The organism is Sphingomonas pokkalii (assembly GCF_003096275.1).
GTDB classification, from domain to species: domain Bacteria; phylum Pseudomonadota; class Alphaproteobacteria; order Sphingomonadales; family Sphingomonadaceae; genus Sphingomonas; species Sphingomonas pokkalii.
On the sequence record NZ_QENQ01000001.1, the window covers coordinates 2437617 to 2464005 of the forward strand.

Annotated in this window: 27 protein-coding genes; 10 read left to right on the top strand and 17 right to left on the bottom strand. The window is 67.1% G+C overall.

Annotation, left to right across the window (positions count from 1 at the left end):
• Positions 1 to 13: 13 nt before the first annotated feature.
• Positions 14 to 475 carry a winged helix-turn-helix transcriptional regulator gene (locus DD559_RS11175; RefSeq protein WP_206364492.1) on the bottom strand — a complete coding sequence of 154 codons (462 nt, stop codon included), beginning with the start codon at positions 473 to 475 and terminating at the stop codon, positions 14 to 16.
• A 192-nt stretch (positions 476 to 667) separates the two neighbouring features.
• On the opposite strand from DD559_RS11175, the gene DD559_RS11180 reads away from it, so the two are divergent.
• Positions 668 to 2755 carry a RelA/SpoT family protein gene (locus DD559_RS11180; protein WP_116469239.1) on the top strand — a complete coding sequence of 696 codons (2088 nt, stop codon included), beginning with the start codon at positions 668 to 670 and terminating at the stop codon, positions 2753 to 2755.
• A 77-nt stretch (positions 2756 to 2832) separates the two neighbouring features.
• Positions 2833 to 4638, top strand: a complete 1806-nt coding sequence (locus DD559_RS11185) for a DUF885 domain-containing protein (protein WP_116469240.1) — start codon at positions 2833 to 2835, stop codon at positions 4636 to 4638.
• Positions 4639 to 4894: 256 nt separating this feature from the next.
• Here DD559_RS11185 and DD559_RS11190 read toward each other — a convergent pair whose 3' ends face one another.
• Together DD559_RS11190 and DD559_RS11195 are read right to left on the bottom strand one after the other, a co-directional pair.
• On the bottom strand, positions 4895 to 5878 hold the full coding sequence (locus DD559_RS11190; protein WP_116469241.1) for a DUF6607 family protein: 984 nt from the start codon (positions 5876 to 5878) through the stop codon (positions 4895 to 4897).
• A gap of 17 nt (positions 5879 to 5895) precedes the next feature.
• Positions 5896 to 8097 carry a TonB-dependent hemoglobin/transferrin/lactoferrin family receptor gene (locus DD559_RS11195; RefSeq protein WP_116469242.1) on the bottom strand — a complete coding sequence of 734 codons (2202 nt, stop codon included), beginning with the start codon at positions 8095 to 8097 and terminating at the stop codon, positions 5896 to 5898.
• A 164-nt stretch (positions 8098 to 8261) separates the two neighbouring features.
• Between DD559_RS11195 and DD559_RS11200 the strand changes: the two genes are divergently transcribed.
• Together DD559_RS11200 and DD559_RS11205 are read left to right on the top strand one after the other, a co-directional pair.
• Positions 8262 to 9578: an Nramp family divalent metal transporter gene (locus DD559_RS11200; RefSeq protein WP_116469243.1), complete on the top strand. Its 1317-nt coding sequence runs from the start codon at positions 8262 to 8264 to the stop codon at positions 9576 to 9578.
• A 49-nt stretch (positions 9579 to 9627) separates the two neighbouring features.
• Entirely contained in the window at positions 9628 to 10653 is a 1026-nt protein-coding gene (locus DD559_RS11205) for a glycosyltransferase family 2 protein (RefSeq protein WP_116469244.1), read from the top strand.
• 39 nt (positions 10654 to 10692) lie between these two features.
• Here the strand turns inward: DD559_RS11205 and DD559_RS11210 are convergent, their stop codons facing one another.
• The gene (locus DD559_RS11210) at positions 10693 to 11424 is read right to left on the bottom strand and encodes a class I SAM-dependent methyltransferase (protein ID WP_116469245.1); all 732 of its coding nucleotides are present in this window, start codon (positions 11422 to 11424) and stop codon (positions 10693 to 10695) included.
• 1 nt (position 11425) lies between these two features.
• Positions 11426 to 11815 carry a GtrA family protein gene (locus tag DD559_RS11215; protein ID WP_206364493.1) on the bottom strand — a complete coding sequence of 130 codons (390 nt, stop codon included), beginning with the start codon at positions 11813 to 11815 and terminating at the stop codon, positions 11426 to 11428.
• A gap of 106 nt (positions 11816 to 11921) precedes the next feature.
• Between DD559_RS11215 and DD559_RS11220 the strand changes: the two genes are divergently transcribed.
• The gene (locus DD559_RS11220; protein WP_116469246.1) at positions 11922 to 13709 is read left to right on the top strand and encodes an AcrB/AcrD/AcrF family protein; all 1788 of its coding nucleotides are present in this window, start codon (positions 11922 to 11924) and stop codon (positions 13707 to 13709) included.
• A gap of 50 nt (positions 13710 to 13759) precedes the next feature.
• Here the strand turns inward: DD559_RS11220 and DD559_RS11225 are convergent, their stop codons facing one another.
• From DD559_RS11225 to DD559_RS11250, 6 genes are all read right to left on the bottom strand, one after another.
• Positions 13760 to 14383 carry a MarC family protein gene (locus DD559_RS11225; protein WP_116469247.1) on the bottom strand — a complete coding sequence of 208 codons (624 nt, stop codon included), beginning with the start codon at positions 14381 to 14383 and terminating at the stop codon, positions 13760 to 13762.
• Positions 14380 to 15255, bottom strand: a complete 876-nt coding sequence (gene folD, locus DD559_RS11230; RefSeq protein WP_116469248.1) for a bifunctional methylenetetrahydrofolate dehydrogenase/methenyltetrahydrofolate cyclohydrolase FolD — start codon at positions 15253 to 15255, stop codon at positions 14380 to 14382. Before folD ends, DD559_RS11225 begins: the two co-directional genes overlap by 4 nt.
• On the bottom strand, positions 15245 to 15553 hold the full coding sequence (locus DD559_RS11235; protein ID WP_116469249.1) for a DUF167 domain-containing protein: 309 nt from the start codon (positions 15551 to 15553) through the stop codon (positions 15245 to 15247). Before DD559_RS11235 ends, folD begins: the two co-directional genes overlap by 11 nt.
• Before the next feature lie 9 nt (positions 15554 to 15562).
• A complete protein-coding gene (locus tag DD559_RS11240) occupies positions 15563 to 15859 on the bottom strand; it encodes a YggT family protein (protein WP_206364568.1) in 297 nt (98 codons plus the stop codon).
• Positions 15860 to 15934: 75 nt separating this feature from the next.
• Complete coding sequence (gene argB / locus DD559_RS11245) at positions 15935 to 16834, bottom strand: acetylglutamate kinase (RefSeq protein WP_116469250.1); 900 nt, start codon at positions 16832 to 16834, stop codon at positions 15935 to 15937.
• 20 nt (positions 16835 to 16854) lie between these two features.
• A complete protein-coding gene (locus tag DD559_RS11250) occupies positions 16855 to 17502 on the bottom strand; it encodes a queuosine precursor transporter (protein WP_116469251.1) in 648 nt (215 codons plus the stop codon).
• 162 nt (positions 17503 to 17664) lie between these two features.
• Between DD559_RS11250 and DD559_RS11255 the strand changes: the two genes are divergently transcribed.
• Positions 17665 to 18918: a NupC/NupG family nucleoside CNT transporter gene (locus DD559_RS11255; RefSeq protein WP_116469252.1), complete on the top strand. Its 1254-nt coding sequence runs from the start codon at positions 17665 to 17667 to the stop codon at positions 18916 to 18918.
• A gap of 37 nt (positions 18919 to 18955) precedes the next feature.
• On the opposite strand, the gene DD559_RS11260 is transcribed toward DD559_RS11255, so the two are convergent.
• Complete coding sequence (locus DD559_RS11260) at positions 18956 to 19294, bottom strand: cupin domain-containing protein (RefSeq protein ID WP_116469253.1); 339 nt, start codon at positions 19292 to 19294, stop codon at positions 18956 to 18958.
• Between the two features lie 50 nt (positions 19295 to 19344).
• Here DD559_RS11260 and tgt point away from each other — a divergent pair, with 50 nt between their 5' ends.
• The 3 genes from tgt to DD559_RS11270 all read left to right on the top strand — a co-directional run bounded on the left by tgt (position 19345) and on the right by DD559_RS11270 (position 22105).
• Positions 19345 to 20475 (top strand): tRNA guanosine(34) transglycosylase Tgt, encoded by a 1131-nt coding sequence (gene tgt, locus DD559_RS11265; protein ID WP_116469254.1) that lies wholly within the window; start codon positions 19345 to 19347, stop codon positions 20473 to 20475.
• A gap of 105 nt (positions 20476 to 20580) precedes the next feature.
• Positions 20581 to 20748 (top strand): hypothetical protein, encoded by a 168-nt coding sequence (locus DD559_RS19820; protein ID WP_165831077.1) that lies wholly within the window; start codon positions 20581 to 20583, stop codon positions 20746 to 20748.
• A gap of 142 nt (positions 20749 to 20890) precedes the next feature.
• Positions 20891 to 22105, top strand: a complete 1215-nt coding sequence (locus DD559_RS11270) for a hypothetical protein (protein WP_116469255.1) — start codon at positions 20891 to 20893, stop codon at positions 22103 to 22105.
• On the opposite strand, the gene DD559_RS11275 is transcribed toward DD559_RS11270, so the two are convergent.
• From DD559_RS11275 to DD559_RS11295, 5 genes are all read right to left on the bottom strand, one after another.
• Positions 22090 to 22461 (bottom strand): Mth938-like domain-containing protein, encoded by a 372-nt coding sequence (locus DD559_RS11275; protein ID WP_116469256.1) that lies wholly within the window; start codon positions 22459 to 22461, stop codon positions 22090 to 22092. The genes DD559_RS11270 and DD559_RS11275 overlap by 16 nt on opposite strands.
• Positions 22462 to 22466: 5 nt before the next feature.
• The gene (gene secF, locus DD559_RS11280) at positions 22467 to 23438 is read right to left on the bottom strand and encodes a protein translocase subunit SecF (protein WP_116469257.1); all 972 of its coding nucleotides are present in this window, start codon (positions 23436 to 23438) and stop codon (positions 22467 to 22469) included.
• A 12-nt stretch (positions 23439 to 23450) separates the two neighbouring features.
• On the bottom strand, positions 23451 to 25037 hold the full coding sequence (secD, locus tag DD559_RS11285) for a protein translocase subunit SecD (protein WP_116469258.1): 1587 nt from the start codon (positions 25035 to 25037) through the stop codon (positions 23451 to 23453).
• Entirely contained in the window at positions 25037 to 25366 is a 330-nt protein-coding gene (gene yajC, locus DD559_RS11290) for a preprotein translocase subunit YajC (RefSeq protein ID WP_116469259.1), read from the bottom strand. Before yajC ends, secD begins: the two co-directional genes overlap by 1 nt.
• 87 nt (positions 25367 to 25453) lie before the next feature.
• Positions 25454 to 26065: a J domain-containing protein gene (locus DD559_RS11295; protein WP_116469260.1), complete on the bottom strand. Its 612-nt coding sequence runs from the start codon at positions 26063 to 26065 to the stop codon at positions 25454 to 25456.
• A 35-nt stretch (positions 26066 to 26100) separates the two neighbouring features.
• Between DD559_RS11295 and DD559_RS11300 the strand changes: the two genes are divergently transcribed.
• Positions 26101 to 26385 (top strand): BolA family protein, encoded by a 285-nt coding sequence (locus DD559_RS11300; RefSeq protein WP_116469261.1) that lies wholly within the window; start codon positions 26101 to 26103, stop codon positions 26383 to 26385.
• Positions 26386 to 26389 lie beyond the last annotated feature (4 nt).

Genomic DNA, 26389 nt, shown 5'->3' on the forward strand with positions numbered 1-26389 from the left:
CGCGGGCCGCAACCTATTCGGCGGCGAGCGCTGGGGAAATATCTTCCGGCAGCGCCCAGAGCAGATCGCCGCGGCCCAGCACCCGCCCATCCCGCGCCTGCACCGTCACGGGCGCAATCGGCTGGCGATCGCGTGCATCGACCAGAATCGGCGTCGCCGGAACACCGGTTTCCCAGCGTTCGCCCCATTGGCGCAGCGCCACCATGGTCGGCAGCAGGGCGTGCCCCTTCTCGGTAAGGCGATATTCCACTTTCCGCCGATCGTCGTCGCACGGTTCGCGCACCAGGATGCCGTGTTCGACCAGACGCGCCAGCCGGTTGGCCAGGATATTGCGGGCGATACCCAGCTCCGAATGGAATTCCTCGAAATGGCGGATCCCGTTGAAGGCGCCGCGAAGAATCAGGAACGACCACCGCTCGCCCACCGCTTCCAACGCTGCCGGCAGGCTGCACGTCGGCCGGGGCCTGCAGGGCATCGGATGAGCACGATCCTCCATGGCACCATGCTACCGCATAATCCGCGCGAACGAAACCGGCACCGGGCAACGCCCCGTTGCTGTGACTTTCGGGCCAAGGATGATGGCAAAGTGCAACACTCTGGTGCACCGCTCTGAATTTGGCGCGGCGACGGGGTTGCAAATTGGCCACGCCCGGCTTCATCTAGGGATGTGCTGCGTCAGTATGAACTTGTAGATCGGGTCCTCTCCTACGACCCTCAGGCCGATGAGGCTTTGCTCAACCGCGCCTATGTCTTCTCGGTGAACGCCCATGGCTCGCAGAAACGGGCTTCGGGCGACCCCTATTTCAGCCATCCGATCGAAGTGGCCGGCATCCTGACCGACCTGCATCTCGATGCGGAAACGATCGCCACCGCGATCCTGCACGATACGATCGAGGATACGGTGGCGACGCCGGAGGAGATCCGGCGGCTGTTCGGCCCCAATGTCGCCCGCATGGTCGATGGCGTGACCAAGCTTTCGAAGATCGAGGCGCAGACCGAGAGCGAACGCGCGGCCGAGAATCTGCGCAAGTTCCTGCTGGCGATGTCCGACGATATCCGCGTGCTGCTGGTGAAGCTGGCCGATCGTCTGCACAACATGCGCACGCTCCACTTCATCAAGAAGGAGGAGAAGCGCCGCCGCATCGCCCGCGAGACCATGGATATCTATGCCCCGCTCGCCGAGCGGATCGGCATGTACGAGTTCATGAAGGAGATGCAGACGCTCGCCTTCCGCGAACTGGAGCCGGAGGCGTTCGAATCGATCACAAGGCGGCTGGAAAGCTTCCGCGTCGAGGGCGTAGACCGCATTGAGAGCATTTCCGGCGGGCTGCGGCAGCTGCTCGCCCGCGGCGGCATCGAGGCGGAGGTCTCGGGGCGCGAGAAGCACCCCTTCTCGATCTGGAAGAAGATGTCGGAACGGCATGTCAGCCTGGAGCAGCTGTCCGACATCATGGCCTTCCGCGCGATCGTGGATACCGAGGAGGAATGCTATCGTGCGCTGGGCGTGATCCACCGGCGATGGCCGATGGTTCCCGGCCGGTTCAAGGACTATATCTCCACGCCGAAGCGCAACGGCTATCGCTCGCTGCACACGACCATCATCCACGCCGCCGATACGCGCGTGGAAATCCAGATCCGCACCCGCGACATGCATGCCCAGGCCGAATTCGGCCTGGCGGCGCACTGGGCCTACAAGCAGAGCTCGGTCCGGCCCGATACCCAGGTCAGCTGGATCCGCGACCTGATCGAGATCCTGGAACACGCCGAAAGCCCGGAAGAGCTGCTCGAGCATACCCGGATGGCGATGTATCAGGATCGCATCTTCGCCTTCACGCCCAAGGGCGAGCTGATCCAGCTTCCCAAGGGGGCGACGCCGGTGGATTTCGCCTATGCCGTGCACACCGATCTCGGCGATCAGTCCGTAGGCGCGAAGATCAACGGCCGGGTCGTGCCGCTGCGCACGGAGATCGAGCAGGGCGATCAGGTACAGATCCTGCGTTCCAAGGCGCAGGAACCCCAGCCCAACTGGCTGAACTTCGCCATCACCGGCAAGGCGCGCGCCGCGATACGCCGCCACCTGCGGATCAAGGAGCGCGACGAAACCATCCGCCTTGGCCGCAAGCTGTACGAGGATATCATTGCCCGCCTGCCGGTCGCTCCCGGCGATTCCGCGCTGGGGGATGCGCTGAAACGGCTCAAGCTGCCCGACGAGGCCGCGCTGATGGAAGCGATCGCCCGCCGCAACTTCACCGATGGGCAGGTGATGGAAGCGCTGATGCCCGGTTCCTCCAGCGGCGACGACCAGGAATTGCCGCCCCAGCATCACGCCATCGATATCAAGGGTCTCACCCCCGGCGTCGCCTTCACCTTTGCCGAGGATTGCCGGCCGGTGCCGGGCGATCGCATCGTCGGCGTCCGGCAGCCCGACCAGCCGATCGTGGTGCATCGCATCGACTGCCCCAGCCTGGCCGATGTGGAAGAGGCCGATTGGGTCGACCTCACCTGGGGCGACAAAGCCGATGGCGGCGTGGCGGAAATCGCGGTGACGCTGAAGAACGAACCCGGCGCGCTGGGTACGGTCGCAACGCTGATCGGCCAGCACAAGGCGAACATCCTGGGCCTGCGCCTGGATAATCGCGACACCACCTTCCACACCAACACGATCGATCTGGAGGTGCGCAACGCCGCCCATCTGATGAAGCTGCTGGCCGCGCTTCGGGCAGCGGATGCGGTCAGCGGGGCCGAACGGGTCTGACCCGAATCGGCCATCTCCGCTTGTACCAGCAATTAGAGCTGCTTACGCTCCCCCATTCTACAAGGGGGAAGCACCAAATGGATCGTCGCCAGTTTCTCGGATCGTCTAGTGCCGCCACCCTGGCAGCGCTGCTCCCCGCGGCCGCCCGCGCGGCGGTGGCCGGCACCCGCGATGCCGAAATCAACGCCGTCTATAACCAGATCGTCGCCGCCCGAATCCAGCGCTCCCCCGAATTCGCCACCTCGCTCGGGTTCGACAAGGGACCCAACGCCGCGCTGAAACACAAGCTGAGCGACACCAGCCCCGCGGCCAAGGCCCGCAACCTCGCCGATACCAAGGCGGCGATCGCCAAGATCGAAGCCTTTGCGCCCGACAGCCTTTCGGAAGGCGCTCGGCTTGACCGCGAGGTCGTGCTCTATTCGCTGCGCGGCGCGACGGTGCCGCAGGATCGCTTCCAGATCGATTCGGTCGGGCGGCCGTTCCCGATCTTCCAACAGGGCGGCGCCTATTTCTCGACGCCGGATTTCCTCAACACCAGCCACACCATCGTCACCCAGGACGATGCCGAGGCCTATCTCGATCGGCTGGATGCCTTTGCCGGCACGCTGGACCAGGATACGGCCGACCAGAAGGAAGCTGCAGGCCGCGGTTTGGTCGCACCCGGCTTCTGCCTGGAACTCACTTTGGCGCAGATGGCCAAGCTGCGCGCGCCGGCACCAGCCGCGAACACGCTCACCGAATCGATCGTTCGGCGCACCCGCGACAAGGGCATCCCCGGCGACTGGGAAGGCCGCGCGGCGACGATCGTTGCGCAGAAGGTCTATCCTGCGCTCGACCGGCAGATCGCGCTGATCCGGGATCTCCACGCCAAGGGCCGCACATCGGCGGGCCTGTGGGACGTGCCGCGCGGCCAGGAGATCTATGCCGCCGCGCTCGCCCAGGCGACGACCACCGATTTCACGCCCGATCAGGTCCACAGGATGGGCCTTGCACAGGTCGCGGAGATCAGCGCGTCGCTCGATACGCTCCTGAACCAGCAGGGAATGGGCAGCGGCAGCGTCGGCGAGCGGCTGACAGCGCTCAACGCCCGGCCCGATCAGCTCTATGCGGACACCCCGGCCGGCCGCGCAGCGCTGCTCGCCAGCCTCAATCAGGGCGTGAACGAGGTCGCGGCGCTGCTGCCCAAGGCCTTCCTCAACCCCAACAAGGCGCCGCTCGAAATCCGCGCCGTGCCCGTCGAAATCCAGGACGGTGCGTCGAACGGCTATTACAGCCGCGCGGCGCTCGATGGTTCGCGCCCGGCAATCTACTGGATCAACCTGAAGAGCGTTGCCGACTGGCCGAAATATTCGCTGCCAGCGCTCACCTTCCACGAAGGGCTGCCGGGGCATCATCTGCAGATCAGCACCGCGCAGGCAGCCGAAGGCCCCTTGATCCGAAAGATGGGCTTTTTCGGCGCCTATACCGAGGGCTGGGCACTCTACGCCGAGCAGCTGGCGGATGAGCTTGGCGCCTATCACGGGCCACTTGAACGCGCTGGCTATCTCCAGTCCTTCCTGTTCCGTGCGGCCCGGCTCGTCGTCGATACCGGCATCCACACGCAGAAATGGAGCCGCGAAAAGGCAACCGACTATCTGGTCGCCACCACCGGCTTCCCGCGCGCGCGCTCGCAGCGCGAGGTGGAGCGCTATTGCACCCAGCCGGGCCAGGCGTGCAGCTACAAGCTGGGCCACATCGCCTGGACCCGCGCGCGCGCCAACGCACAGAAGATCGCGGGGCCGAAGTTCGACCTCAAGCAGTTCCACGAGGTGATCCGCCTCGGCGCGATGCCGCTCACCATGTTCGAACGGCTGGTGGAGGAGCGCGCCAGGGCGATGGCGTGAGGCTGGAGCTTTTCCCGGTTAGGCAGGGCAATCGCATCGAACAAAATACCACGTCATCCCCGCGAAGGCGGGGATCCATTGGCGCTGAATTGGCGCCTCTTTCCCCAGCGCCGAGGGCAATGGATTCCCGCCTTCGCGGGAATGAGGTGCCGCCGGCCCCTTGCAGCAACCGCGATAGCCCTCCCCTTGCAGGGCCGCAGGAACAAGGTTCGCGCGCGGGCCGGTGGCCTTCGAACTCCCCGGCCCGCGCGCAGGATCAGGCGGCCCTGGTCGCCTGATCCATAAGCGTCTTGGCCAGCGCGATCGCGTCGGCTTCCTTCCTCTTGCCAGCCTGCACCTCGTCGGCGATTTCGAGCAGCCGGCTGGCGATCACCGTGCCGGCCTGCGCCGCCTCGGTGATGCGGATGCCGTTCTTGGCCTGCGCGATGCGGTCCCATTCCGCGCGGATCGCGGCCCAATAGCCCTTGGTCGCCGCCCAATAGGCATCGGCCGCCTTCACGTCATAGCCGTCGAAGCGGGTATAGCTGTTGAGCACATATTCCTGGACGACCGGCTGCAGCCTGCCGTCGATCACGCCCATCTTGGTATTGTCCTGCCAGTGGATCCAGCCGTTCGGGGTCGGCTGGTGGCGATTGATGCCGAGATAGCGGTCATAGACGGGCCCGCGCACCGCATCGCGCCGGGCGAGCGGGCGCCAGGTCCAGCCGGAACGCCAGCGCCGCACGCCGCCCTCGGTGGTCCACTGCCCCCAGCCGCCATAGCGCGGGCTGTCATCGACCTGGTACACGGTCTGCGACCAGCGGCCCCGGCGCATCGCCTCGGGCACCGCTTCCCATTTCCATGTGTTCGGGCCAGCATAGACGAGCACGCGGGCGGGCGCATAGTCCCAGTCCTGGCGCCAGTGCTTGATCACCATGGTCTTGCCGCCCTGCTCCACCACCAGCAGATGCTGGAGGACGATGTGGCGGCCGGTGTCCTCGATCACCCGCACCACTTCGTTGCCGCCGGAGATCGACCGGTCGATCGGCGTATAGTCGGCGCGCCAGGCGGTCGATTCCTGCATGTCGAAGCGGACCTTGAAGGTGCCCGCCATGGCGAGGATGTCGCGCCGGTCGGCCGCGAACGCGGCTTGTTCCTCGGCGGCGCTACGCGGTTTGACCGGGCCGTCCGCCTGGGCAGGCAGCGCCGGCACCATGGCGGCAAGGCTCAGGACCAGCAGGCCGATGTGTCGAAACTTCATGATGTGCCCTCCGATGGTCAGAAGCGGTAGCTGAGCGAGACGCTGCCGTTTCGCCCCGGCTGAGTGTAGGCGTCGGTGATCGTCGAGCTGGCGGCGAGGCCGCGCACGTCGTTCCACCAGGCATATTTCTTGTCGAGCAGGTTGAAGATGCCCGCGCGCAGCGTGAGGCCGTTCGTCACTCGCACGAAGGCGGTGGCATCGACGATGGTGAAGGCATCCGGGCGGAAGCAGGCGGCGGTGCATACGCCGGTGGTGGCGCTCGCTTCCTTGCGGGTGCTGTGCGTCACGATCAGCTGGCCCCCGAACGCCCCGTCGGGCGCGCGGTAGCCGAGCCCGCCGACGATCTTCGCCGGATCGACCGTCGAGAGCGACGCCTTCTTGCCGTTGCGGATCACGTCACCATCGGCATAGGCGAAGGCGAGGTTGGCGCTGAAGCCGCGGCCGAGCTGGGCATCCACCCGGCCTTCGATGCCGTTCACCCGCGCCTCGTCGAGATTGATGAACTGGTAGACCGCTGGGTTCGCAGGCGTGAATGCGCCGCCTACCACTTCCTGCGAGATGAAGTTGTCGTAATCGGCATGGAAGCCGGTCAGCTGCACGCGCACGCCGCCGCCGCCGAAGCGGATGCCGCCTTCCACGCTGCGGCTGGTCTCGGGCTTCAGCTTGGGGTTGGGTTCGGAGCGGTAGCCGAAGGCGAGGTTCTGGAAGAACTGGTTCACCTGGCTGGGTTCGGGCGCCTTGAATCCCTGGGCATAATTGGCGAACAGGCTCAACCCGCTCCCCAACGCCACCGTCGCCCCGATCTTGGGCGAGACGCGCGAGCCGCTCTGGCTCACCGAGTTGAACGCCGGCAGCGCCGCATCCTTCTTGGGATCGAGCGCATAATGGTCGAAGCGCAGCGCCGGGAACAGCGTCACCGGGCCGAGGCTGATCTCGTCCGAGACGAACAGGCCGGCCAGCGTGAAATCGGTGATCGGGAAGGCGCGGGTGGGATAGGTCTCGCCCACCGGCGGCACGGTGCCGTCGCGGATACCTTCCTGCCGGGTACGGCTGGCGTCAGCGCCGACGATCAGCCGGTGGCGCAGCGCGCCGGTTTGATAGCCGAACACGATCTCGCCCGATCCGCCGAACACGCGATTGTCGAAGGTATTCAGGCGGGTGCGGTCGGCAAGCACAACGCGGTCCTCGGCGGAGAACTGGCGGTCCTTTGCCTGCTGCCAGTAAAGGCTCAGCCGGGTGCGCTGGATCGCGCCCTGCCCATCCCAGGTCCAGTCGAACGCCGCGCGCTTGCGCTTCGTCGCGTCGTTAGCGGTCGTACCGGCGACGCTGGCGCTGACGCTGGTCAGCACGTTGCTGTCGAGATGATTGTCCAGATATTCGCCGGTCAGCCGCAGCTTGTGGCCGGTGCCGGGTTCGTAAACGATCCGGCCGAGCACCGCGTTCGAATCGCCGTCCTGCGGATTGGCCTTGGTGCGTGCCGCCCCGCTGCCGCCGACGCTGCCCTGGTTCTCCAGTTCGGAGAAGTCGCGGCGGGTATAGGCGACCATCGCCGACCAATCGCCGCTGCGCCCGGCAAGGATGCCGGTCTCGCTCCATTCCTGGTCGGACGACTGGTAGCCCGCGCGCACCAGCCCGCCCACCGCCTTGCCGCCGGTCAGGAAATCGCCCGGATCGGCGGTGGTGAAGCTGATCGCGCCCGCCAGGCCGTCGCTGCCGTACAGCGCCGAGGCGGGTCCGCGCAGGATCTCGACCGACTTGACCAGGCCGAGATCGACATAGTCGCCGCGCCCCACGCTCTGCGCGCCGAAGGTGAAGCCATCGGGCACGCGCACGCCGTCCACCTGGATCAGCACGCGGTTGCCGCCGATGCCGCGGACGATGAACCCTTCGTTCCCCGCGCGGCCGGTGGTGCCCGATGCCGCACCGAAGCGGGCGGGCTGGCGCGGCACGCTCACGCCCGGCTCGAAGCGCACCAGGTCCTTAACGTCGTTCACCAACTGGTCGGCCATCTTCTCGTCGGTGACGACGGTGACGGTCGCAGGCACCTTCTGCGTGTCGGTCGCAAGGCGGGTCGCCGAGACGGTGATGGTGGCGGGATCGGGAACGACCGCGGCATCGGTCGCGACGCGGTCCTGCTGCGCCTGGGCAAAGACGGGCGCAGCAGACAGGTACGCGAACAGGCTCGCCGCCCGGGCAAGGCGGGCGATGGAATGGATCACAAAATCTCCCCTTATTTGATACTGCGACTGAGTCGCAGTTGCTATAGCCGCAAAGGAGATGCTGTCAAACCCTGGCCGTAACGATCCAGTGCCGAGGGATAGGTTGTCGCGGGCGGAACCGGCCGCCACAAGGGCGGTTGCCCTTCCGTGTCCGTGAGCCGCCCATGTTCCGATTGCCCCGCACCGCCACTGCGCCGTTCTGCCCCTCGGAGGTGCGCGGCACCGTGAGCGTGCCGGCCAACCTGCCCCCGATCGCCAAGCTGCTACGCTATATGGGCCCTGGCCTGCTGGTGTCGGTCGGCTATATCGATCCGGGCAATTGGGCGACGGACATCGAGGCAGGCTCGCGCTACGGCTATGGCCTGTTGTTCGTCATCCTCGCCTCCAGCGCGGCGGCGATGCTGCTTCAATCGCTGTGCGCACGGCTGGGCATCGCGACGGGGCGCGACCTCGCACGGCTGGTGCGCGACCGTTATTCGCCGGGGATCGCCAAGTTCCTCTGGCTGTTCGCCGAACTCGCGATCATCGCGACCGACGTGGCCGAGGTGCTGGGCAGCGCGCTCGCCTTCCAGCTGCTGCTCGGCATTCCCTTGTGGATCGGCGTGCTGATCACGGCGCTCGACGTGGTGATCGTGCTCAGCCTCAAGGGCCAGGGCTTCCGCCAGATGGAGGCGATCATGCTCGGGCTGATCGGCACGGTGGCGGCCTGTTTCGTGGTGCAGCTGTTCCTGTCGCCGCCGGACGGGGCCGCGGTGCTGGCGGGCATGGTGCCGGATGCCAGCCGCCTCGCCGACCCCCATGCGCTCTACCTCGCGATCGGCATTCTCGGCGCGACGGTGATGCCGCACAATCTCTACCTGCACAGCTCGGTGGTGCAGACCCGCGTCTCGGGCCCCGACGAGCCCGCCAAGCGCGAGGCGGTGCGCTATGCCCAGATCGACATCATCGCCGCCCTGCTCGCCGCCACCTTCGTCAACGCCGCGATCCTGATCGTCGCGGCCTCCGCGTTCAACGCCAACGGCCATACCGGCGTGCGCGAGATCGAGGACGCCTATCGCCTGCTCACCCCCGCCACCGGCGCCGCGATCGCAGCGCCGGTGTTCGGCATCGCCCTGCTCGCCTCCGGCCAGAGCGCAACCTTCACCGGCACCATCGCCGGCCAGGTGATTCTGGAGGGCTTCCTGGACCTCAAGATCCCCTGCTGGGTCCGACGACTGATCACCCGCGGGCTGGCGCTGGTGCCCGCGCTTGCCGGCGTGCTGCTGCTCGGTGACCATGCGGTGGGCAAGCTGCTGGTGCTGACCCAGGTGGTGCTCTCCGCCGGGCTGCCCTTCGCGATGGCGCCGCTGCTGCTGCTCACCGCCGATCGCACGCTGATGGGTCGCTTCGCCAGCCCGGTATGGCTGCAAGCGATCGGCTGGCTGCTGTTCGCCGCGATCACCGGCGCCAATCTGTGGCTCGTTTCGAGCCTGTTCGCCTGATGCGCGCCCGCTCGACGCGCCGTTCCGGCAGCGCTACAGACCGGCGATCATGAAACGTCCCCAGCTTTCCGTCGTCGTCCCCTGCTACAACGAAGAAGCATGCCTCGACATGCTCCACGCCCGCGTCAGCGCCGCCGCGCGCGATGCGGTGGGCGACTCGTACGAGATCCTCTTCGTCAACGATGGCTCGCGCGACCGCAGCTGGCAGGTGATGCAGCGCCTGTCCGCCGCCGATCCGCATCTCGTCGCGATCAACCTGTCGCGCAACCACGGCCACCAGCTCGCGCTCACCGCCGGGCTCGACCTGTGTGCCGGCGACCAGATCCTGATCATCGACGCCGATCTGCAGGATCCACCCGAGTTGCTGACCGAGATGCGCGCCACGATGGCCGCGCAGGGCGCCGACGTGGTCTATGCCGTCCGCCGCAAGCGCGAGGGGGAGAGCCTGTTCAAGAAGGCGACCGCGGCGATCTTCTACCGCATGCTCGATCGCATCACCGACACGCCGATCCCGCTCGACACCGGCGATTTCCGCCTGATGAGCCGGCGTGCGCTCGATGCGCTCTTGTCGCTGCCCGAACAGGCGCGCTTCATCCGCGGCATGGTCGCCTGGATCGGCTTCCGCCAGGTGCCCTTCGTCTACGATCGGCACGAGCGACATGCGGGCGAGACCAAATACCCGCTCGGCAAGATGATCCGCTTCGCGCTCGACGCGATCACCGGCTTCTCCACCGCCCCCTTGCGCTTCGCCAGCCATGTCGGCCTGCTGCTGACGGCGGCGTCGGCGCTGCTGGTGCTCTACATCCTGGTCGCCTGGCTGCTCGGCCGCGCGGTGCAGGGCTGGACCTCGACGATGCTGGTCGTGGTGGTGCTGGGCGCGGTGCAGATGTTCGTGCTGGGGATGATCGGCGAATATCTGGGGCGGCTCTACGTCGAATCGAAACGGCGGCCGCTGTATCTGATCGCCGATGTCGCCGGGCCGGTGCAGGGCCATGCCTCGCTCGGCTATCGCCACCAGGATTCGGGCGCGATCAGCGTCTCGCCCCAGGCCCGCCACAACGACGCGGCAGAGTAAGCGGCGCTCCCCTCCCGCCTGCGGGAGGGGGAAGCAGGCTCACCCCTTCGGCTCGGCCAGCACGATGATCGAGAGGCCCGGCGGCATCGGCAGGCGGCCGAGCAGGTGGCGCTCCAGCCCGAAGATCGTCTCGAACGCCTTGTTGAGTGCGGCCGGCGGCGGCGAATCGTCGCTGTCGTCCTTGCCCATCAGCTTGCCGGCAAAGCGCGCCGCCACCGCTACCGGGAACAGGAGCGAGTTGAACCAGCGCAGCTTGTTCCACCGGAGCCCCGCCTTCTCCAGCGCTGCGAGCAGCGTGCGCTTCGAATAGCGGCGCTTGTGGTGGTTCACCACGTCGTGTGCGCTCCACATCCACTGGTGCGCAGGGACCGTGATCAGGATCTTGCCGCCGGGCTTGAGCACCCGCGCCATCGCCTGCAGCGCCGCCACATCGTCGTCGATATGCTCAACCACGTCGAGCACCGCGACCAGATCGTAGCTGCCGGGTTCCACCCCGGTCAGGTCCGGCAACGGCGACGAACCCACCGGCTTGCCCAGCCGCGTGCTGGCGATTTCCCGTGCGGCGGGATCGATTTCGATCGCGTCGACGTCGCCGAACGCGCCGAGCATCGGCAAATTGTGGCCGGTGCCGCAGCCGATTTCGAGGATCTTCGCATCCTTCGGCACCGCGCCGTAGCGGGCGAGATAGTCCGCCAGGATGTCGCGGCGGGCGCGGTACCACCAATGGGTGGAATCATGCGCCGCCATGCGGTCGTAAACGATACGGTCCATGTCAGCCGAAAACCCACCAGCGATTGAGTGCGAAAGTTGCGAAGGGCGTCACCAGTACCGCCGGCACCAGCGGCCACCAGGTCGGCCCATGCACGAACGGGCCGGTAAGCCACCAGGTGAAAGCGGCGTTCATCACCATGCCCGCCGACTGCACGACGAAAAACTTGAACTTCAACGCCGCATTCTGCTCGGCGCCGTGCCCCTGGAAGCTCCAGCGGCTGTGAAAGACATAGCCGAAAACCACGGCCACCAGAAAACCCGCAACCGATGCGAGCACCGGCCAGATAACATAGGTGGCGAGCGGCCAATACACGGCGGCGTATACCACGGTGGAAAGCCCGCCAACGATCACGAAGCGGATCAGCTGCCCCAGCACCCCGCTGGCGCGCAACGCCTCAACTCTTTGAAGTACCGCCGTCACACTCGCTTGCCCTTGGACCCTGCCCCGCCCTAATGCGCGCCAGCATTCGAGGAAAGCGATTTTGACGCCCCACCCCATGCGCGGTTTCCGCGTTCGAGACGAATTCGATCGCCACTGGCTCGGCTGGACGCTGCTGGTCTGGGCCTGCACGGTCGCCTGGTTTCTCGTCCAGCGCCAGGGCAACATCTATTGGCTCACCCTGGGCGACACCGACGACAATATGCGCCTCATGCAGGTACGCGCGCTGCTCGCAGGCCAGGGCTGGTACGATCTGCGCCAGTACCGGATGGACCCGGCGCTGGGCGGATTCGACATCCACTGGTCCCGCATCGTCGACCTGCCGATCGCCGGGCTGATCCTCCTGCTCAAACCGTTCCTCGGCGCCGCGACGGCGGAGAAATGGGCGTGCGGCATCGCGCCGCTGCTGCCGCTGTCGATTACCATGGCGGGCCTGTCGCTCACCGTGCGCCGCCTCGTTTCGCCGCTCGCCTGGCCGATCGCGCTGGCGCTGCTGCTGTTCACCTGCACCGCAACGCTGCCGATGTACGCGCCGATGCGGATCGATCACCATGGCTGGCAGCTCGCCGCCCTGGCGATGACGGTCGCCGGCCTGTGCGATCCAAAGGGCGCGCGCGGCGGCGCCGTGGTCGGCCTGGCGAGCGCCTTCTCGCTGTCGATCGGCCTCGAACTGCTGCCCTTCTGTGCCATGGCGGGGGCGATACTGGGCTTGCGCTGGGTATGGGACGCGGGCGAGCGACGCCGACTGATAGTCTATGGCCTCACGCTGGGCGGCGGATCGGCCATCGGGTTCGCGCTGTTCGCATCGAATGCCAACCAGGCGATGCGGTGCGACGCGCTAACCCCGGTATGGCTGAGCGTGCTGGTTGCCGCGGGCGCGCTGCTGGTCGCGCTCGCCCTGGCCAATCCGGGTTCGCGCTGGCTGCGGCTGGCGCTCGCCGCCCTCGCCGGCGGCCTGATCGTCGCCGGATTCGTCCACTTCTTTCCGCAATGCCTCGGCCGGCCCGAACAGGTATCCGACGAGCTGTACACCACCTGGCTGTCGAACGTCCGCGAAGCGCGCCCGATCTACCGCCACCCGCGCGAAACCGCGATCCCGATCGCCATCGTCGCCAGCCTGGGGCTGATCGGCGCGCTGCTGGCGGTGTGGCACGCGCGCCGCACGCCCCGACGGATCGGCTGGGCCGCCGTCGCATTGTTCACCACCTTCGCCGCCGCGATGCTGCTATGGCAGTTGCGCGCCGCGCCGGGGGCGCAGCTGCTCGCCCTGCCGGGCATCACCGCGATGATCTGGCTGGCGGTGCCTTGGCTGCTCCGCCGTGGTCCGCTCTGGCTGCGCATCGGCATCGCGCTGCTCGTCTTTGCCGGCGTCGGCATCTGGGCCAGCGGCGCGAAGATGCCCTGGGCCGCCAAGAGCACGGCCCGGCCGGGCAGTGACCGGGTGCGCCAGGCGAATATCGCCTGCACCCGCACCTCGCAGTTGCGGACATTGGACGCGATTCCTGCCGCGACGATCTTCACCCATGTCGATCTTGGGCCGCGCCTGATCGTCGTTACGCATCACAATGCCGTCGCCGGCCCCTATCACCGCAACGGCACCGCGATTCTGGACGTGCACCACGCCTTTACCGGCCCGGCCGCCGCCTTCCGCGCCATCGCCGCCCGGCATCGGGCCGGCTATCTGCTGATCTGCCCCAACATGTCGGAAACGACCGTGTATCGCGCACGCAATCCCCAGGGCTTCTATGCCCAGCTCGCCAAGGGCCAGGTGCCCGATTGGCTGGAGACCGTGCCGCTGGCCGACGGATCGCCGTACCGCCTGTGGAAGATCCGGTACGACCGGTAACGGCGCCGCGCTTTCGCTCCCCCTCCCGCTTGCGGGAGGGGAATAGAGGTTTACCCGGCCGCCAACGCGGCCCGGATACCATCGATCACGAACTGCACCGCCAGCGCCGCCAGCAGCACGCCCAGCAGCCGCGACACCACCGCTTCGATCTTGGCACCGACGATGCGCATGATCGGCCCGGCCGCCAGCAGCGCGACCAGCGTCAGCAGCAGGATCGCAAGCATCGCCGCCAGCACCGTCGCGGATTGCTCGATCCCCTGGCTCTGCGACATCAGCAGCATCACCGAGGCGATCGATCCCGGCCCGGCGATCATCGGCATCGCCATCGGGAAGATCGAGATATCGACCGGATCCTCGGCCTTCACCTTCTCGGCGCGGTCCTCGCGGCGCTCGGTGCGCTTCTCGAACACCATCTCCAGCGCGATCAGGAACAGCATGATGCCGCCCGCGATGCGGAAGGCGTTGAGGCTGATCCCCAGTGCATGGAGCAGCGCCTCGCCGAACAGCGCGAAGCCGAGCAGGATGATCGAGGCGACCGTCACCGCGCGCACTGCCATCGCGCGGCGATGCACGGCGTTGGTCCCCGCCGTCAGCCCCGCGAAGATCGGCGCACAACCAGGCGGGTCGATGATGACGAAGAACGTGACCAGCGACGAGACGAACAGCTCGATCAAATCGCGTCTGCCTCGAGCGCAACCCCGGCGTTGCGGTGCGCGGCGACCAAAGTGTTCCGCAACAGGCAGGCGATCGTCATCGGGCCGACACCGCCCGGCACCGGGGTGATCGCGCCGACCACGCTCGCTGCGCTTTCGAAATCGACGTCGCCGACCAGCCCGTTCTCGGTGCGGTTGATGCCCACGTCGATCACGGTCGCGCCGGGCTTCAGCCATTCGCCCTTGACGAAGTGCGGGATGCCCACCGCAGCGACGACGATATCGGCATGTTTCAGATAATGCGGCAGGTTGCGGGTGCGCGAGTGCGCCACCGTCACCGTCGCGCTCGCCTTGGTGAGCAGCGCCGCCATCGGCTTGCCGACGATGTTCGAACGCCCGATCACCACCGCGTCGAGGCCGGACAGGCTGCCCAGCTTGTCCTGGAGCAGCATCAGGCAGCCGAGCGGGGTGCAGGGCACGAAGCCCTCCAGCCCGGTGGCAAGGCGGCCGGCATTGACCGGGTGGAAGCCGTCGACGTCCTTCTCCGGCGAGATGCGCAGCAGCACCGCCTGCTCGTCGATATGCTTCGGGAGCGGCAGCTGGACTAGGATGCCGTCCACGCTCGCATCGGCATTCAGCTGATCGACCAGTGCCAGCAGCTCGGCCTGGGTGGTATCGGCGGGCAGGCGGTGCTCGAAGCTCGCCATGCCGGCCTCGCGCGTCTGCTTGCCCTTGGATCGGACATAGACGGCGGAGGCGGGGTCTTCGCCGACCAGCACCACGGCAAGGCCGGGCACGCGCCCCGCCGCCGCTTCGAATGCAGGAACCAGGGTCGCGATGCGGGCGCGCAGGCCCGCGGCAAATGCCTTGCCGTCGATGATCTCAGCCGTCATGCCCCTCGCCATAGAGGCTGCGGGCGATTTGTTCCAGCGCCGCACCGTCTCCGGCGATCGAAAGTCGCTTGAGCCGCGAGGTTTCCCCCGCGACCAGGGTCACGTCGCGCTTGGGCACCCCGAAGGTCTTGGCGACCAGCGGCACCAGCGCGGCATTGGCGGCGCCCTCCACCGGCGGGGCGGCGAGACGGGCAGCAAAATGCTCTTCCGTCCCCGCCGCCAGCATGTCGCGCGACGACCGGGGCGTCACGCGCACGGCGATTTCGATTCCGGTGGCGCTAGGCCGCCAGGCAGGCACCGTACCGGCTCAGAGCGCGGCGCCCGCGATCATGAACGCGATCCGCGGGACCACGATCGTCTGGAGAATGTAGAGGATCAGCAGCACCACCAGGGGCGAAAGATCGAGCGCGCCGAAATCGGGCAGGATGCGCCGGATCGGGCGATAGAGCGGCTCGGTCATCCGCTGGAGGGCGTACCACACCGTGCGCACGAAATCGCTGTGCGTGTTGATGACGTTGAACGCGATCAGCCACGACAGGATCGCCTGGATCACGATAATCCACCAGACGATATTCAGCACCACCTGCACGATCTGCAGCAGCATCAGGCCAATCTGGGTCAATTCTCTCTCCGAGGCACCGTTTCAGGACCGATATAGGATCAATCGTCCGCCGGACAATCAGCTATGGACGAGCGTGCCTACGCCCTGGCGGGTAAAGATTTCGAGCAGCATGCCGTGCGGGATGCGCCCATCGAGGATCACCGCCGCGTCGACCCCGGCCGCGACCGCGTTCACGCACGTTTCCACCTTGGGGATCATCCCGCCGGAGATCGTCCCGTCATCCTTCAGCGCCTGGACCCGCGCGGCGTCCAGATCGGTCAGCAGGTCACCGGTCTTGCTCAGCACGCCCGGCACGTCGGTGAGCAGGAAGAAGCGCTTGGCGCCGCACGCACCGGCGATCGCGCCCGCCATGGTATCGGCATTGATGTTGTAGGTATGGCCATCCGCCCCCAGCGCGATCGGCGCGACCACGGGGATGAAGCCCGATGCCGCCAGCGACTTCAGGATCGAAATGTCCACGGCCACCGGCTCGCCGACGAAACCAAGATCGACATGGCGCTCGATACCCTGAAGGGGATCGGCCTCGGTGCGCTGCACCTTCTCGGCGCGGACCAGCCCGGCATCCTTGCCCGAAATGCCCACCGCCTTGCCGCCGGCCGCAGTGATCCAGGCGACGATTTCCTTGTTGATCGATCCCGCCAGGACCATTTCGGCGATCTCGGCGGTCGCCTTGTCGGTGACGCGCAGGCCGCCCACGAAGGTCGATTCGACCCCCAGCCGCTTGAGCATCCGCCCGATCTGCGGGCCGCCGCCATGGACGACGATCGGGTTGATCCCCACCGCCTTGAGTAACACCACGTCTTCGGCGAAGTCGCGCGCCAGCTCGGGGTCGCCCATGGCGTGGCCGCCATATTTCACGACGAAGGTGGCGCCGGCATAGCGCTGCAGATAGGGCAGCGCTTCGGTGAGGGTCTCGGCCTTGGCGAGCAGCGCCGGATGGGGTGCGTGGTCGGTCATGCGCGGCCCTTTAGTGCCGGTTAGCGCCTACGTCCATCGAGTGCGCGTCCCAGTGCCACCGCGCCGGTGATCAGGAACGGCACGAGCACGATCGACAACACCACCTTGGTGAGCATCTGGCCGGCCATCAGTTCCAGGATCGGCCGCTCGCCGAGGAAGGAGATGCTGATGAACAGCACGGTATCGACGATCTGCGAGACGACGCTGGCCACCATGCCGCGGAACCATACGAGGCCGCTCGGCCCCTCCTGCCCACGCAGCTTGTTGAAGATGAACACGTTGAGCGTCTGCGACGTGCCGTAGGAGATGAAGCCGGCGAGCATCATCCGCATCCCCTGCCCGACCACGATCGGGAAGGCGGCGATCGCGGGCGGGTACATGCCGGGATCGGTCGGCAGGATCAGCACCAGCTGGATCAGCGCGGCGGACATCAGCAGCGGCACGAAGCCCAGCCGCACCAGCCCGGTGGCGATCGCCTGGCCGTGCAGCTCGGCGACCGCGCTCGACAGCACCACGAGCAGCAGGAAGGCGAAGATCCCCGCCTCCACCGCCAGCGGCCCCAGCGCGACCTGCTTCACCCCCAGCACGCCCGCCATGCAGACCATGCCGCCATACAGGATCGAGAACACGAAGAGCGAACGCGGGATGGCGAGCTTGGGGGTATCCATCGCCGGGTGCTAGCGCCAAAGCGGGCGCGGTGGAAGATGGCGCACATCCTGTGCGGTCCCCCGCCCCACATTCGCAAGCCTCTGGCAAGATGCGCCGCCGCGTGTATGGTCGGCAGGTTTGCTGGCAGGGATTCCGCTGGCGTGGGGACATACGACTTCAGAATGACTCATTTCCCGAGCGGCATTTTCGGGGTGCTGGCGATCTTGGGCATCGCCTTCCTGCTTTCCAGCAACCGCCGCGCGATTCGCCTGCGCGTGGTGGGCGCCGCCTTTGCGCTCCAGGCCGGCACCGCCATCCTCGTCCTGCGCACCAGCTGGGGCCAGGCCGGGCTGCACGCGATGGCCAGCGGGGTCTCCGCGCTGCTGGCATATGCCAGCGCCGGCACCAGCTTCCTGTTCGGCAATCTCGCCAGGCCCGAGCTGGGCGGCCAGAGCTTCGCGATCGCCGCGCTGCCGGTCATCGTGTTCTTCGCGGCGCTCGTATCGATCCTCTACCATCTCGGCATCATGCAGTTCGTGGTCCGCTGGATCGGCGGCGCGATCGAAAAGGTGACCGGCGTCAGCAAGGTCGAATCGCTGTGCGCGGCGGCGAACATCTTCGTCGGCCAGAGCGAGGCACCGCTGGTGATCCGCCCCTATCTCGCCCGGCTTGCCCCCTCGCAGGTCTTTGCGGTGATGAGCGTCGGCATGGCGGGCATCGCCGGCACGATCCTCGCCGCCTATGCTAGCCTGCTCGGCCCGGCATCGCTGCCCTATCTGCTCGCCGCATCGTTCATGGCGGCGCCGGGCGGCTTGATGATGGCCAAGATCATCATGCCGGACGAACCCGTCGTCGACGATGCACCGCTGACCGGCGAAGACGAGGTGATCCGAGTCGCCGAGGAGGATTTCCAGGAAGAACGCGCCGCCAATATCATCATGGCGGCGGCGACCGGGGCATCCACCGGCGTGAAGATCGCGGTGGCGGTCGGCGCGATGGTGCTTGCCTTCGTCGCGCTCGTCGCGCTTGCCAACGGCCTGCTGGCGGCGGTGGGCGGCTGGTTCGGCTATCCGGCGCTGAGCTTCCAGTCGATCATCGGCACGATCTTCGCCCCCGTGATGGCACTTCTCGGCATCCCCTGGCACGAAGCGATGACCGCGGGCGGCCTGTTCGGCACGAAGGTCGTGCTCAACGAATTCGTCGCCTTCATCGATCTCGGCAAGGCGGCAGACCTGGCCCCGCGCAGCAAGGCGATCATCACCTTCGCGCTGTGCGGCTTCGCCAATTTCAGCTCGATCGCCATCCAGATGGCGGCAACCGGCAGCCTGGCGCCGAACCAGCGGCCGGTGATCGCGCGGCTGGGCCTCAAGGCGCTGGTGGCCGGCAGCCTCGCCAACCTGATGTCGGCGGCGCTGGCGGGGCTGCTGCTTCCCTAGAGCGCGCCGGTTGGGCGGCGCCGCGATCGCGGCGCCCCTATCCTTCGAAATGCACGGCCAGCCAAACGCTCGGCCGGTCGGGCGCGGTCCAGGTGACCCAATGCCGCTGCCCGGCAGCGATCAGCAGATGGTCGCCGGGCCCGAGCCGCATCTCCGCCGAACCCTCGATGCGGATACCGGCCGCGCCTTCGAGCAGCACCACCCATTCCGCCCAGTCCTGCACCATCGGCTTCTCCGCCGGCGTCGCCTGCCCGCGCGAGACGATGCGTTCGATGCGGACTCCGGGCCGCGTCAGCAGTTCGGTGAAAACTTCACCGCTGCGCGCATCGGGCAATGCCGCCAGCAGATTGGCCGGCTCGATCCTGTCGCTCGCCATCCTCGGTCCTCTCCCTTTCCTTCCCCGCCGGAACGCGCCAATAGCGCACCATGCCCCGTTTCCAGTTCACCATCCACGCAACCGACGGCAAGGCGCGCCGCGGCACCATCGCCATGCAGCGCGGCGAGATCCGCACCCCTGCCTTCATGCCGGTCGGCACCGCCGCCACCGTGAAAGCGGTGAAGCCGCAGGACGTGCGCGCCTCGGGCGCCGACATCCTGCTCGGCAACACCTATCACCTGATGCTGCGCCCCACCGCCGAGCGGGTCGCGCGGCTGGGCGGCCTGCACAAGTTCATGGGCTGGGATCGCCCGATCCTCACCGATTCCGGCGGCTATCAGGTGATGAGCCTCTCGGAACTCACCAAGCGCAGCGAGGAAGGCGTCGCCTTCGCCTCGCACCTCGACGGCTCGCGCCACATGATGAGCCCCGAACGCTCGATGGAGATCCAGCGGCTGCTGGGGTCCGACATCGTCATGGCGTTCGACGAGCTGGTGCCGACCACCTCAACCCGCGAGGTGCAGGCCAAGGCGATGGAACGCTCGATGCGCTGGGCGAAGCGCAGCCGCGCCGGCTTCGATTCGGGCGAGGAACATGCCGCCCGCGCCGCACTGTTCGGCATCCAGCAGGGCGCACTCGACGAGGGGTTGCGCAAGGCCAGCGCCGACGCGCTGAAGGATATCGGCTTCGATGGCTATGCGGTCGGCGGCCTGGCGGTCGGCGAGGGCCAGGAGGCGATGTTCGGCGTGCTCGACTATGCCCCCGGCCAGCTCGACGAAACCAAGCCGCGCTACCTGATGGGTGTGGGCAAGCCGGACGACATTGTCGGCGCGGTCGAGCGCGGCATCGACATGTTCGATTGCGTGCTGCCCACCCGCTCGGGCCGCACCGGCCAGGCGTTTACGCGCGGCGGCCCGATCAACATCCGCAACGCGAAGTTCGCCGAGGACCAGGGCCCGCTCGACCCCGCCTGCTCCTGCCCGGTGTGCAGCACCTGGAGCCGCGCCTATCTCCACCACCTCGTCCGCGCCGGCGAGATCCTCGGCGCGATGCTGATGACCGAGCACAATCTCTGGTTCTACCAGAATCTGATGGCCGACCTGCGCGCGGCGATCGAGGAACAGCGGCTGACCGCGTTCGCGAATGACTTCCGGGCGAAGTACCAGGTAAAGCAGGGCTGAAGCGCCGAAACTTCACCGTTCCACGCGCTGCCCCCCTCCCCGCCGGCGCCCAATCCAGGCTCGGGAAGGGGGGCGACGCCCCATCGATACTGTTAGGTGATAGCGATGATCTGGGTCCCGATCCTGCTGGGTACATTCAAGATAGCGGTGTTCGGCACCGGCATGTTCTTCGCCATCAAATGGCATTACGATCAGGGCAAGAAGAAGAAAGCCGAGGCCGCCCGGCGGCAGGCCGCCGCCGACCAGGCCCCAGACGCCGCGTCGAAACAATAGCCGCATCGCCCCGTTACCCGAACGGGTTGCGAGCTGCGGAACTCCGGCCCCGTGCGCGTATAGGCGGAATCTGCCGGGCGGGTGTCGGCAATGCCCGGCCGCGCCTATAAGCTAAACAGCTTCTCTCGCCGACGGAGTTCCCGTGTCGCCCCTTCCCCACGCCGAGCAGCGCCAGCGGGTCCTCTTTTACCTGCCGATGATCACCAACTGGTGGTTCGTCCACATCGTCGAACCGCTGATCCGCCGCGTCGCCGAACAGCATGAGGTGCACGTGCTGGCCCCCGTCCCCTGGCGGGGCACCGGCCTGGGGCCAGAGGAACTGGGCCGTTGCACGGACCTGTCGGACGTCCACTGGTACATGATGGACGGTGCCGATCATCCCAGCACCCGCACCGTCCCCGAGGACGCCGAGGGCCTGATCGCCTTCGTACGCGGCTTGGCGCCGGACGTGGTGCTGTGCCGCACCGCAGATCACGCGACGGTGCAGCACTTCCCCGGCAGCGTCCGGCTGCTGATGGAGGGGCGGTACGAGCCCTTCGCGCCGCCGCCGCGCTGGCTGCAGCTCGCCGGGCGCCCGCACGATCATGGGCTGCTCGCGCCGATGGCTGCGGCAGAGGCCGCACGGCTCAAGGCGATGATCGCGCCGGCATGGGAACGGCTCCAGCGGCGCCTCGCCCCTGCGCCCGGCGAGCGCGAGGCGCTGTTTGCGCGCTTCGGCATTGCGGCGGATCGCCCCGTGCTGCTGCTGCCGCTCGAATGCGAGACCGACGACAATTTCTTCGCCATGCACCGGCTGGTCACGCGGCCCAATTCGTCGCTGGTTAGCGCACTCTCCGCGCAGCTCGGCGACCGGTTCACGCTGGTCGCGTCGAACCACCCGCTCAACGATGCCCATGTCGATGCCGCCTCGCTGATCGAAACGGTGGGCGCGTGCGACAATGTCGTGCTGCTGCCGCCGCGGATCGGCATGCTGCCGGCGACGCTCGCGATGGCGCGCCATGCCGACGGGATGATGGTCGGCGATTCGAAGACCTTTGCCCTGGCCGCCTTTTTCGGGGTCCCGATGCAGCGCGAGACCCGCTTCGCCACCGGCGACTGGCTGCAGCCCTATCGGGCGATGGCGCCGTTCCTTGAAGACATCGCCGCCGGCACCGCCCGTCGTCCTGATCCCGAGCAGGCCCGGCTATGGTTCGCGCAGTATCTGCTGAACGACGCCATCGACCCGCTTGCGCGGGACGACGACGTGCTGGCGCATGTCGCGCGGCCGTTCGATCCGGATCGCTGGGATGCGGCGCTGGCGCGGCTGGCGCAAACCCTGCCGGCGCTGTTCGCCGACGAGGCTCAGGCCAGCGGGTAGAGCGCGCCCGCCACCCAGCGCAGTTCGGCCCGCAACACCCCCCAGGCGCGCGCCGCGGCCCGGCTGTCCATCGCCTCGATGCCGATGCCGCGCTTCTCCAGCGCCTTCACAAGGGCAAGCGGCGGCCGAACCAGCGTCGCGCCGGTGCCCAGCAACAGGAATTCGGGCTGCAGGTCCAGCGCGAAGGCCGGCGCCAGGTCCGCCTCGCTCAGTTCGGCAACCGGCGGCGGCGCCCAGCCATCGGCACGCTGGGGCGTGATGATCAACCCGTGATAGACATTCTCGTCGACGCGAAAGCCGCCGCCCGAAAAGCCGGAGATCAACGGCCCTTCGGCGCTGCGGCGCTCGATCTTCATCCCGCTCACGGCTTTTCGCGCGGGCCTACGCGCTCGGCGTTGCTGGCGATCGAATCCGCCTTTTCAGGCTTCGCGCCCGGCTTCAGCCCCAGCGTGATCAGCAACGACGACGACACATAGACCGAGGAGTAGGTGCCGACGATGATGCCCAGCATCATCGCAGCGGTGAAGCCGCGCAGCACATGGCCACCCCAGATCAGCAATGCGCCCAGCGCCAGCAGGATGGTGACCGAGGTCATCACGGTACGCGGCAGCGTTTCGTTGACCGACAGGTCGATCAGCTCGCTCATACCCATCTTGCGATATTTGCGCATGTTCTCGCGGATGCGATCGTCGATCACCATCTTGTCGTTGATCGAATAGCCGATGATCGTCAGCACCGCCGCGACGATGTTCAGGTCGAACACCAGCCGGGTCAGCGCGAAGAAGCCCAGCGTCATCAGCACGTCGTGGATGATCGCGACCGCGGTGGAAACGCCGAACTGCCATTCGTAGCGCAGCCAGGAGAAGATCGCGATGCCGATGATCGCCAGCAGCACCGCGAGCACGCCGTTGCGGATCAGCTCGTTCGAAACCTTGCCGGAAACAGTGGAATAGGTGGAGAAGGTCGCACCCGGGAACTTGGCCGCGACCGCGCTCTTCACCCGCTCCACCATCGCATCGGTCGCGGCAGGATCGCTCGACCGTGCCGGTGGCAGGCGGATGGTGACCAGGTTCTTGCCGCCCATCTGCTGCAGCGTCGTCTCGCCATAGCCGAGCCCGTTCACCGTCTCGCGCAGTTCGTCGAGCGGCGGGACGGTCTTGAACTGTTCCTCGATCGAGACGCCGCCGACAAAGTCGACGCCCAGATTCAGGCCGCGTACCGCGACCAATCCGATCGCGGCGATCGTCAGCAGCGCGGTGATCGCGAACGCGATGGCACGGACGCGGACGAAGCCGATATTGGTGTTGTCGGGAACGATCTTGAGGAGCCGCATGTCGGCGCTTCCTTAAATATGGATCTCGCTCGGGCGGTTCTTGCGCAGCCAGAGCGTGACGAGCATGCGCGTGAACACCACGGCGGTGAAGACGGAGCTGGCGATACCGATCAACAGCACCACCGCGAAGCCGCGGATCGGGCCGGAGCCGAGCACCAGCATGATCAGACCGGCGATCGCATGGGTGACATTGGCTTCGAAGATGGTGCGGCTGGCTTCCTTATAGCCCAGCTCCACCGCCTGCATCACGCTGCGGCCGCGCCGGCGCTCCTCGCGGATACGCTCGTTGATCAGCACATTGGCGTCGACCGCGGTGCCGATGGTGAGGACGAAGCCGGCGATGCCCGGCAGCGTCAGCGTCGCGTGGAGCAGCCCCATCACTGCCAGGATCACCAGCACGTTGATGGTGACGGCGATGTTCGCATAGACGCCGAAGCGGCCATAGGTGAGAACCATGAACACCACGACCGCGACGATGGCGATGATCGAGGCGGTGACGCCGGCGCGGATCGAATCGTTGCCGAGCTCGGGGCTGACCGTCGATTCCTGTGCCACCTTCAGCGCGATCGGCAGCTTGCCCGAACGCAGCGCGATGGCGAGCTGGTTGGCGCTGTCCACGGTGAAGCCACCCGAGATCGAGGCGCTGCCGCCCAGGATCGGCTCGTTGATGTTCGGTGCCGAGATCACCTTGTTGTCGACGATGATCGCGAAGGGCTTGCCGGTATTTTCCTGCGTCACCCGCGCGAAGCGCTTGGCGCCGGCGCCGTTGAGCTGCAACGTCACGTCGGGCCGGCCCTGCTGGTCATAGCTCTGCTTGGCATCGACCAGCATGTCGCCGGTGATCATCGCGGTGCGATTGACCACGATCGGCGCGCCATTTTCATATTGCAGCAGCTGCGAGGTGACGGGGATGTCGCCGCTGGCGATCTGCTGCGGCGTCACGCTGGTATCGACCAGCTTGAATTCCAGCTTGGCCGTCTTGCCGAGCAGTTCCTTGAGCTGGCTGGGATCCTTGAGGCCCGGCACCTGCACGACGATCCGGTTGGAGCCTTCGCGCACCACGGTCGGCTCGCGGGTGCCGAGCGCGTTGATGCGCTTGTCGACCACTTCGCGGGCGTCGCTCATCGCGGTATCGATCTGCTGCTCCAGCCCGGCCTTGGTCGGCGTCAGCACGAAAACGCTGGAGTCGCGAACGGTGATGTCCCAGTCGCGCTGGCCGGTGGTGCCGACGCCGTTGGTCATCGGCAGCAGCTTCTCGCGCGCGGCATCCACCTTGCTCGGATCGCGCACCATGAAGCTCAGCTTGCCGCCCTGGATCGAGATGTCGCCCACATCCACGCGCGGATCGCGGCGCATCGCCAGGCGCACCTGCTCGCGCATCTGCTCCAGCTTGGTCTGCTGCACGTCGCTCGTATCGGCTTCGAGCAGCAGATACGAACCGCCCGCCAGATCGAGGCCGAGATTGACGGCAGGCTTGGGCACCCAGCTCGGCCAGGTGTTGCGGATATTCTCCGGCACCAGGCTCGGCACCGCGAGCAGCACCATGGCGGCGATCCCGATCAGGATCGTCCAGACCTTCCAGCGCGGGAAATCGAGCATCAGTCGTTCGCAGGCTTGGCGCCCAGCGGGCGCACTTCGGCGAGCGTGGATTTGACCGCGCGCACCTTCACGTTCGGGCCGAGTTCGATTTCGACTTCGGTCTCGTCCACCTTGGTCACCTTGCCGATCAGGCCGCCGGCGGTGATGACCGTGTCATTCTTCTTCACCGCCTTCACCGCGTCCTGCAGCGACTTCATCCGCTTCTGCTGCGGACGGATCATCAGGAAGTAGAAGACGACGAAGATCAGGACGAGCGGAAGAATCGAAACGATCCCGGCGGCCGTGCTGCCTGCGCCCGTAGCCTGTGCATATGCTGGAGAGGAGAACATGGGTTTCCGAAATGCCTGATGGAGGGGCGCGGATTGGCCCCATTCAAGCGGGGGGCGCTATCATGCACGCTGGGACGGCGCAACTATTCACGCGAAGGCGGGCGCCCCCTTGAGCTGCTGATAGGCCTCGATCACGCTGCGCAACCGCGCTTCGTGGCTGCGATCGCCGCCGTTGCGATCGGGGTGATATTTGCGCACCAGCTCCGAATAGCGCTTGCGCAGCGCCGTCCGGTCCGAGTCGATCGTCAGGTCCAGCACCTTCAGCGCCTCGCGATCCTTGCCCGAAAGCGGTCGCCCGTCCTGGCGCTCGGCCCGGTCCTTCATCCGATCGCGGAAACGCGCGCCGATGGCGTCGAGCGGATCGGCGAAATCGGCCCAGCGCGGCGGCACGTCCGGATTGGCGGTGAAGGGGCGCGCCGCCCGCTCCCAGCCGGCGGTCGGCCGCTGGGCTTCCTGAATCTCCTCGGGCGTCATCCCCGCGAAGAAATTATAGCCGGCATTGAACGCGCGGACATGGTCCAGGCACAGCCAGCGGAACGGCGGCGGCCCGTCGAAGCCGCTGCTTGCGCCTTCGCGCGCGGGCGCCCGGAATTCGCCGGCGGCGGTGCAGCCCGGCTCTGCGCACAATCTTCCTTCCGCCTCCACGCGCCCATGGAAACGGGTATGCGGACGATCCTTCTTCGGCTGACGACTAGCCACGCGACTCCCTCGAACAAACGGCCTATATAGGCCCGATGACCGACCTCGCCACCGGCCCGTTGGCCGATCTGATCGCCGATCGCCTGCGCCACGCGCTCACCCCGTCGCACCTGCATGTCAGCAACGACAGCGCCCAGCATCGCGGGCATCTGGGCGATGACGGCACCGGGGAATCGCACTTCACGGTAACGATCGAAAGCCCGGAATTCGCAGGCCTCAACCGCGTCGCGCGGCAACGCCTGGTCAATCGCGCGCTGGCCGATCTGCTTGCCACCCGCATCCACGCGTTGGCCATCAAGGCAACCGCGCCCGGCGAGTAACCGC

Coding starts and splice junctions, on each gene's coding strand:
- DD559_RS11175 (WP_206364492.1), bottom strand. CDS start 475: ATGCCCTGCAGGCCCCGGCCGACGTGCAGCCTGCCGGCAGCGTTGGAA.
- DD559_RS11185 (WP_116469240.1), top strand. CDS start 2,833: ATGGATCGTCGCCAGTTTCTCGGATCGTCTAGTGCCGCCACCCTGGCA.
- DD559_RS11190 (WP_116469241.1), bottom strand. CDS start 5,878: ATGAAGTTTCGACACATCGGCCTGCTGGTCCTGAGCCTTGCCGCCATG.
- DD559_RS11200 (WP_116469243.1), top strand. CDS start 8,262: ATGTTCCGATTGCCCCGCACCGCCACTGCGCCGTTCTGCCCCTCGGAG.
- DD559_RS11205 (WP_116469244.1), top strand. CDS start 9,628: ATGAAACGTCCCCAGCTTTCCGTCGTCGTCCCCTGCTACAACGAAGAA.
- DD559_RS11210 (WP_116469245.1), bottom strand. CDS start 11,424: ATGGACCGTATCGTTTACGACCGCATGGCGGCGCATGATTCCACCCAT.
- DD559_RS11220 (WP_116469246.1), top strand. CDS start 11,922: ATGCGCGGTTTCCGCGTTCGAGACGAATTCGATCGCCACTGGCTCGGC.
- folD (WP_116469248.1), bottom strand. CDS start 15,255: ATGACGGCTGAGATCATCGACGGCAAGGCATTTGCCGCGGGCCTGCGC.
- DD559_RS11240 (WP_206364568.1), bottom strand. CDS start 15,859: ATGCTGCTGCAGATCGTGCAGGTGGTGCTGAATATCGTCTGGTGGATT.
- argB (WP_116469250.1), bottom strand. CDS start 16,834: ATGACCGACCACGCACCCCATCCGGCGCTGCTCGCCAAGGCCGAGACC.
- DD559_RS11250 (WP_116469251.1), bottom strand. CDS start 17,502: ATGGATACCCCCAAGCTCGCCATCCCGCGTTCGCTCTTCGTGTTCTCG.
- DD559_RS11255 (WP_116469252.1), top strand. CDS start 17,665: ATGACTCATTTCCCGAGCGGCATTTTCGGGGTGCTGGCGATCTTGGGC.
- DD559_RS11260 (WP_116469253.1), bottom strand. CDS start 19,294: ATGGCGAGCGACAGGATCGAGCCGGCCAATCTGCTGGCGGCATTGCCC.
- tgt (WP_116469254.1), top strand. CDS start 19,345: ATGCCCCGTTTCCAGTTCACCATCCACGCAACCGACGGCAAGGCGCGC.
- DD559_RS19820 (WP_165831077.1), top strand. CDS start 20,581: ATGATCTGGGTCCCGATCCTGCTGGGTACATTCAAGATAGCGGTGTTC.
- DD559_RS11275 (WP_116469256.1), bottom strand. CDS start 22,461: ATGAAGATCGAGCGCCGCAGCGCCGAAGGGCCGTTGATCTCCGGCTTT.
- secF (WP_116469257.1), bottom strand. CDS start 23,438: ATGCGGCTCCTCAAGATCGTTCCCGACAACACCAATATCGGCTTCGTC.
- secD (WP_116469258.1), bottom strand. CDS start 25,037: ATGCTCGATTTCCCGCGCTGGAAGGTCTGGACGATCCTGATCGGGATC.
- yajC (WP_116469259.1), bottom strand. CDS start 25,366: ATGTTCTCCTCTCCAGCATATGCACAGGCTACGGGCGCAGGCAGCACG.
- DD559_RS11300 (WP_116469261.1), top strand. CDS start 26,101: ATGACCGACCTCGCCACCGGCCCGTTGGCCGATCTGATCGCCGATCGC.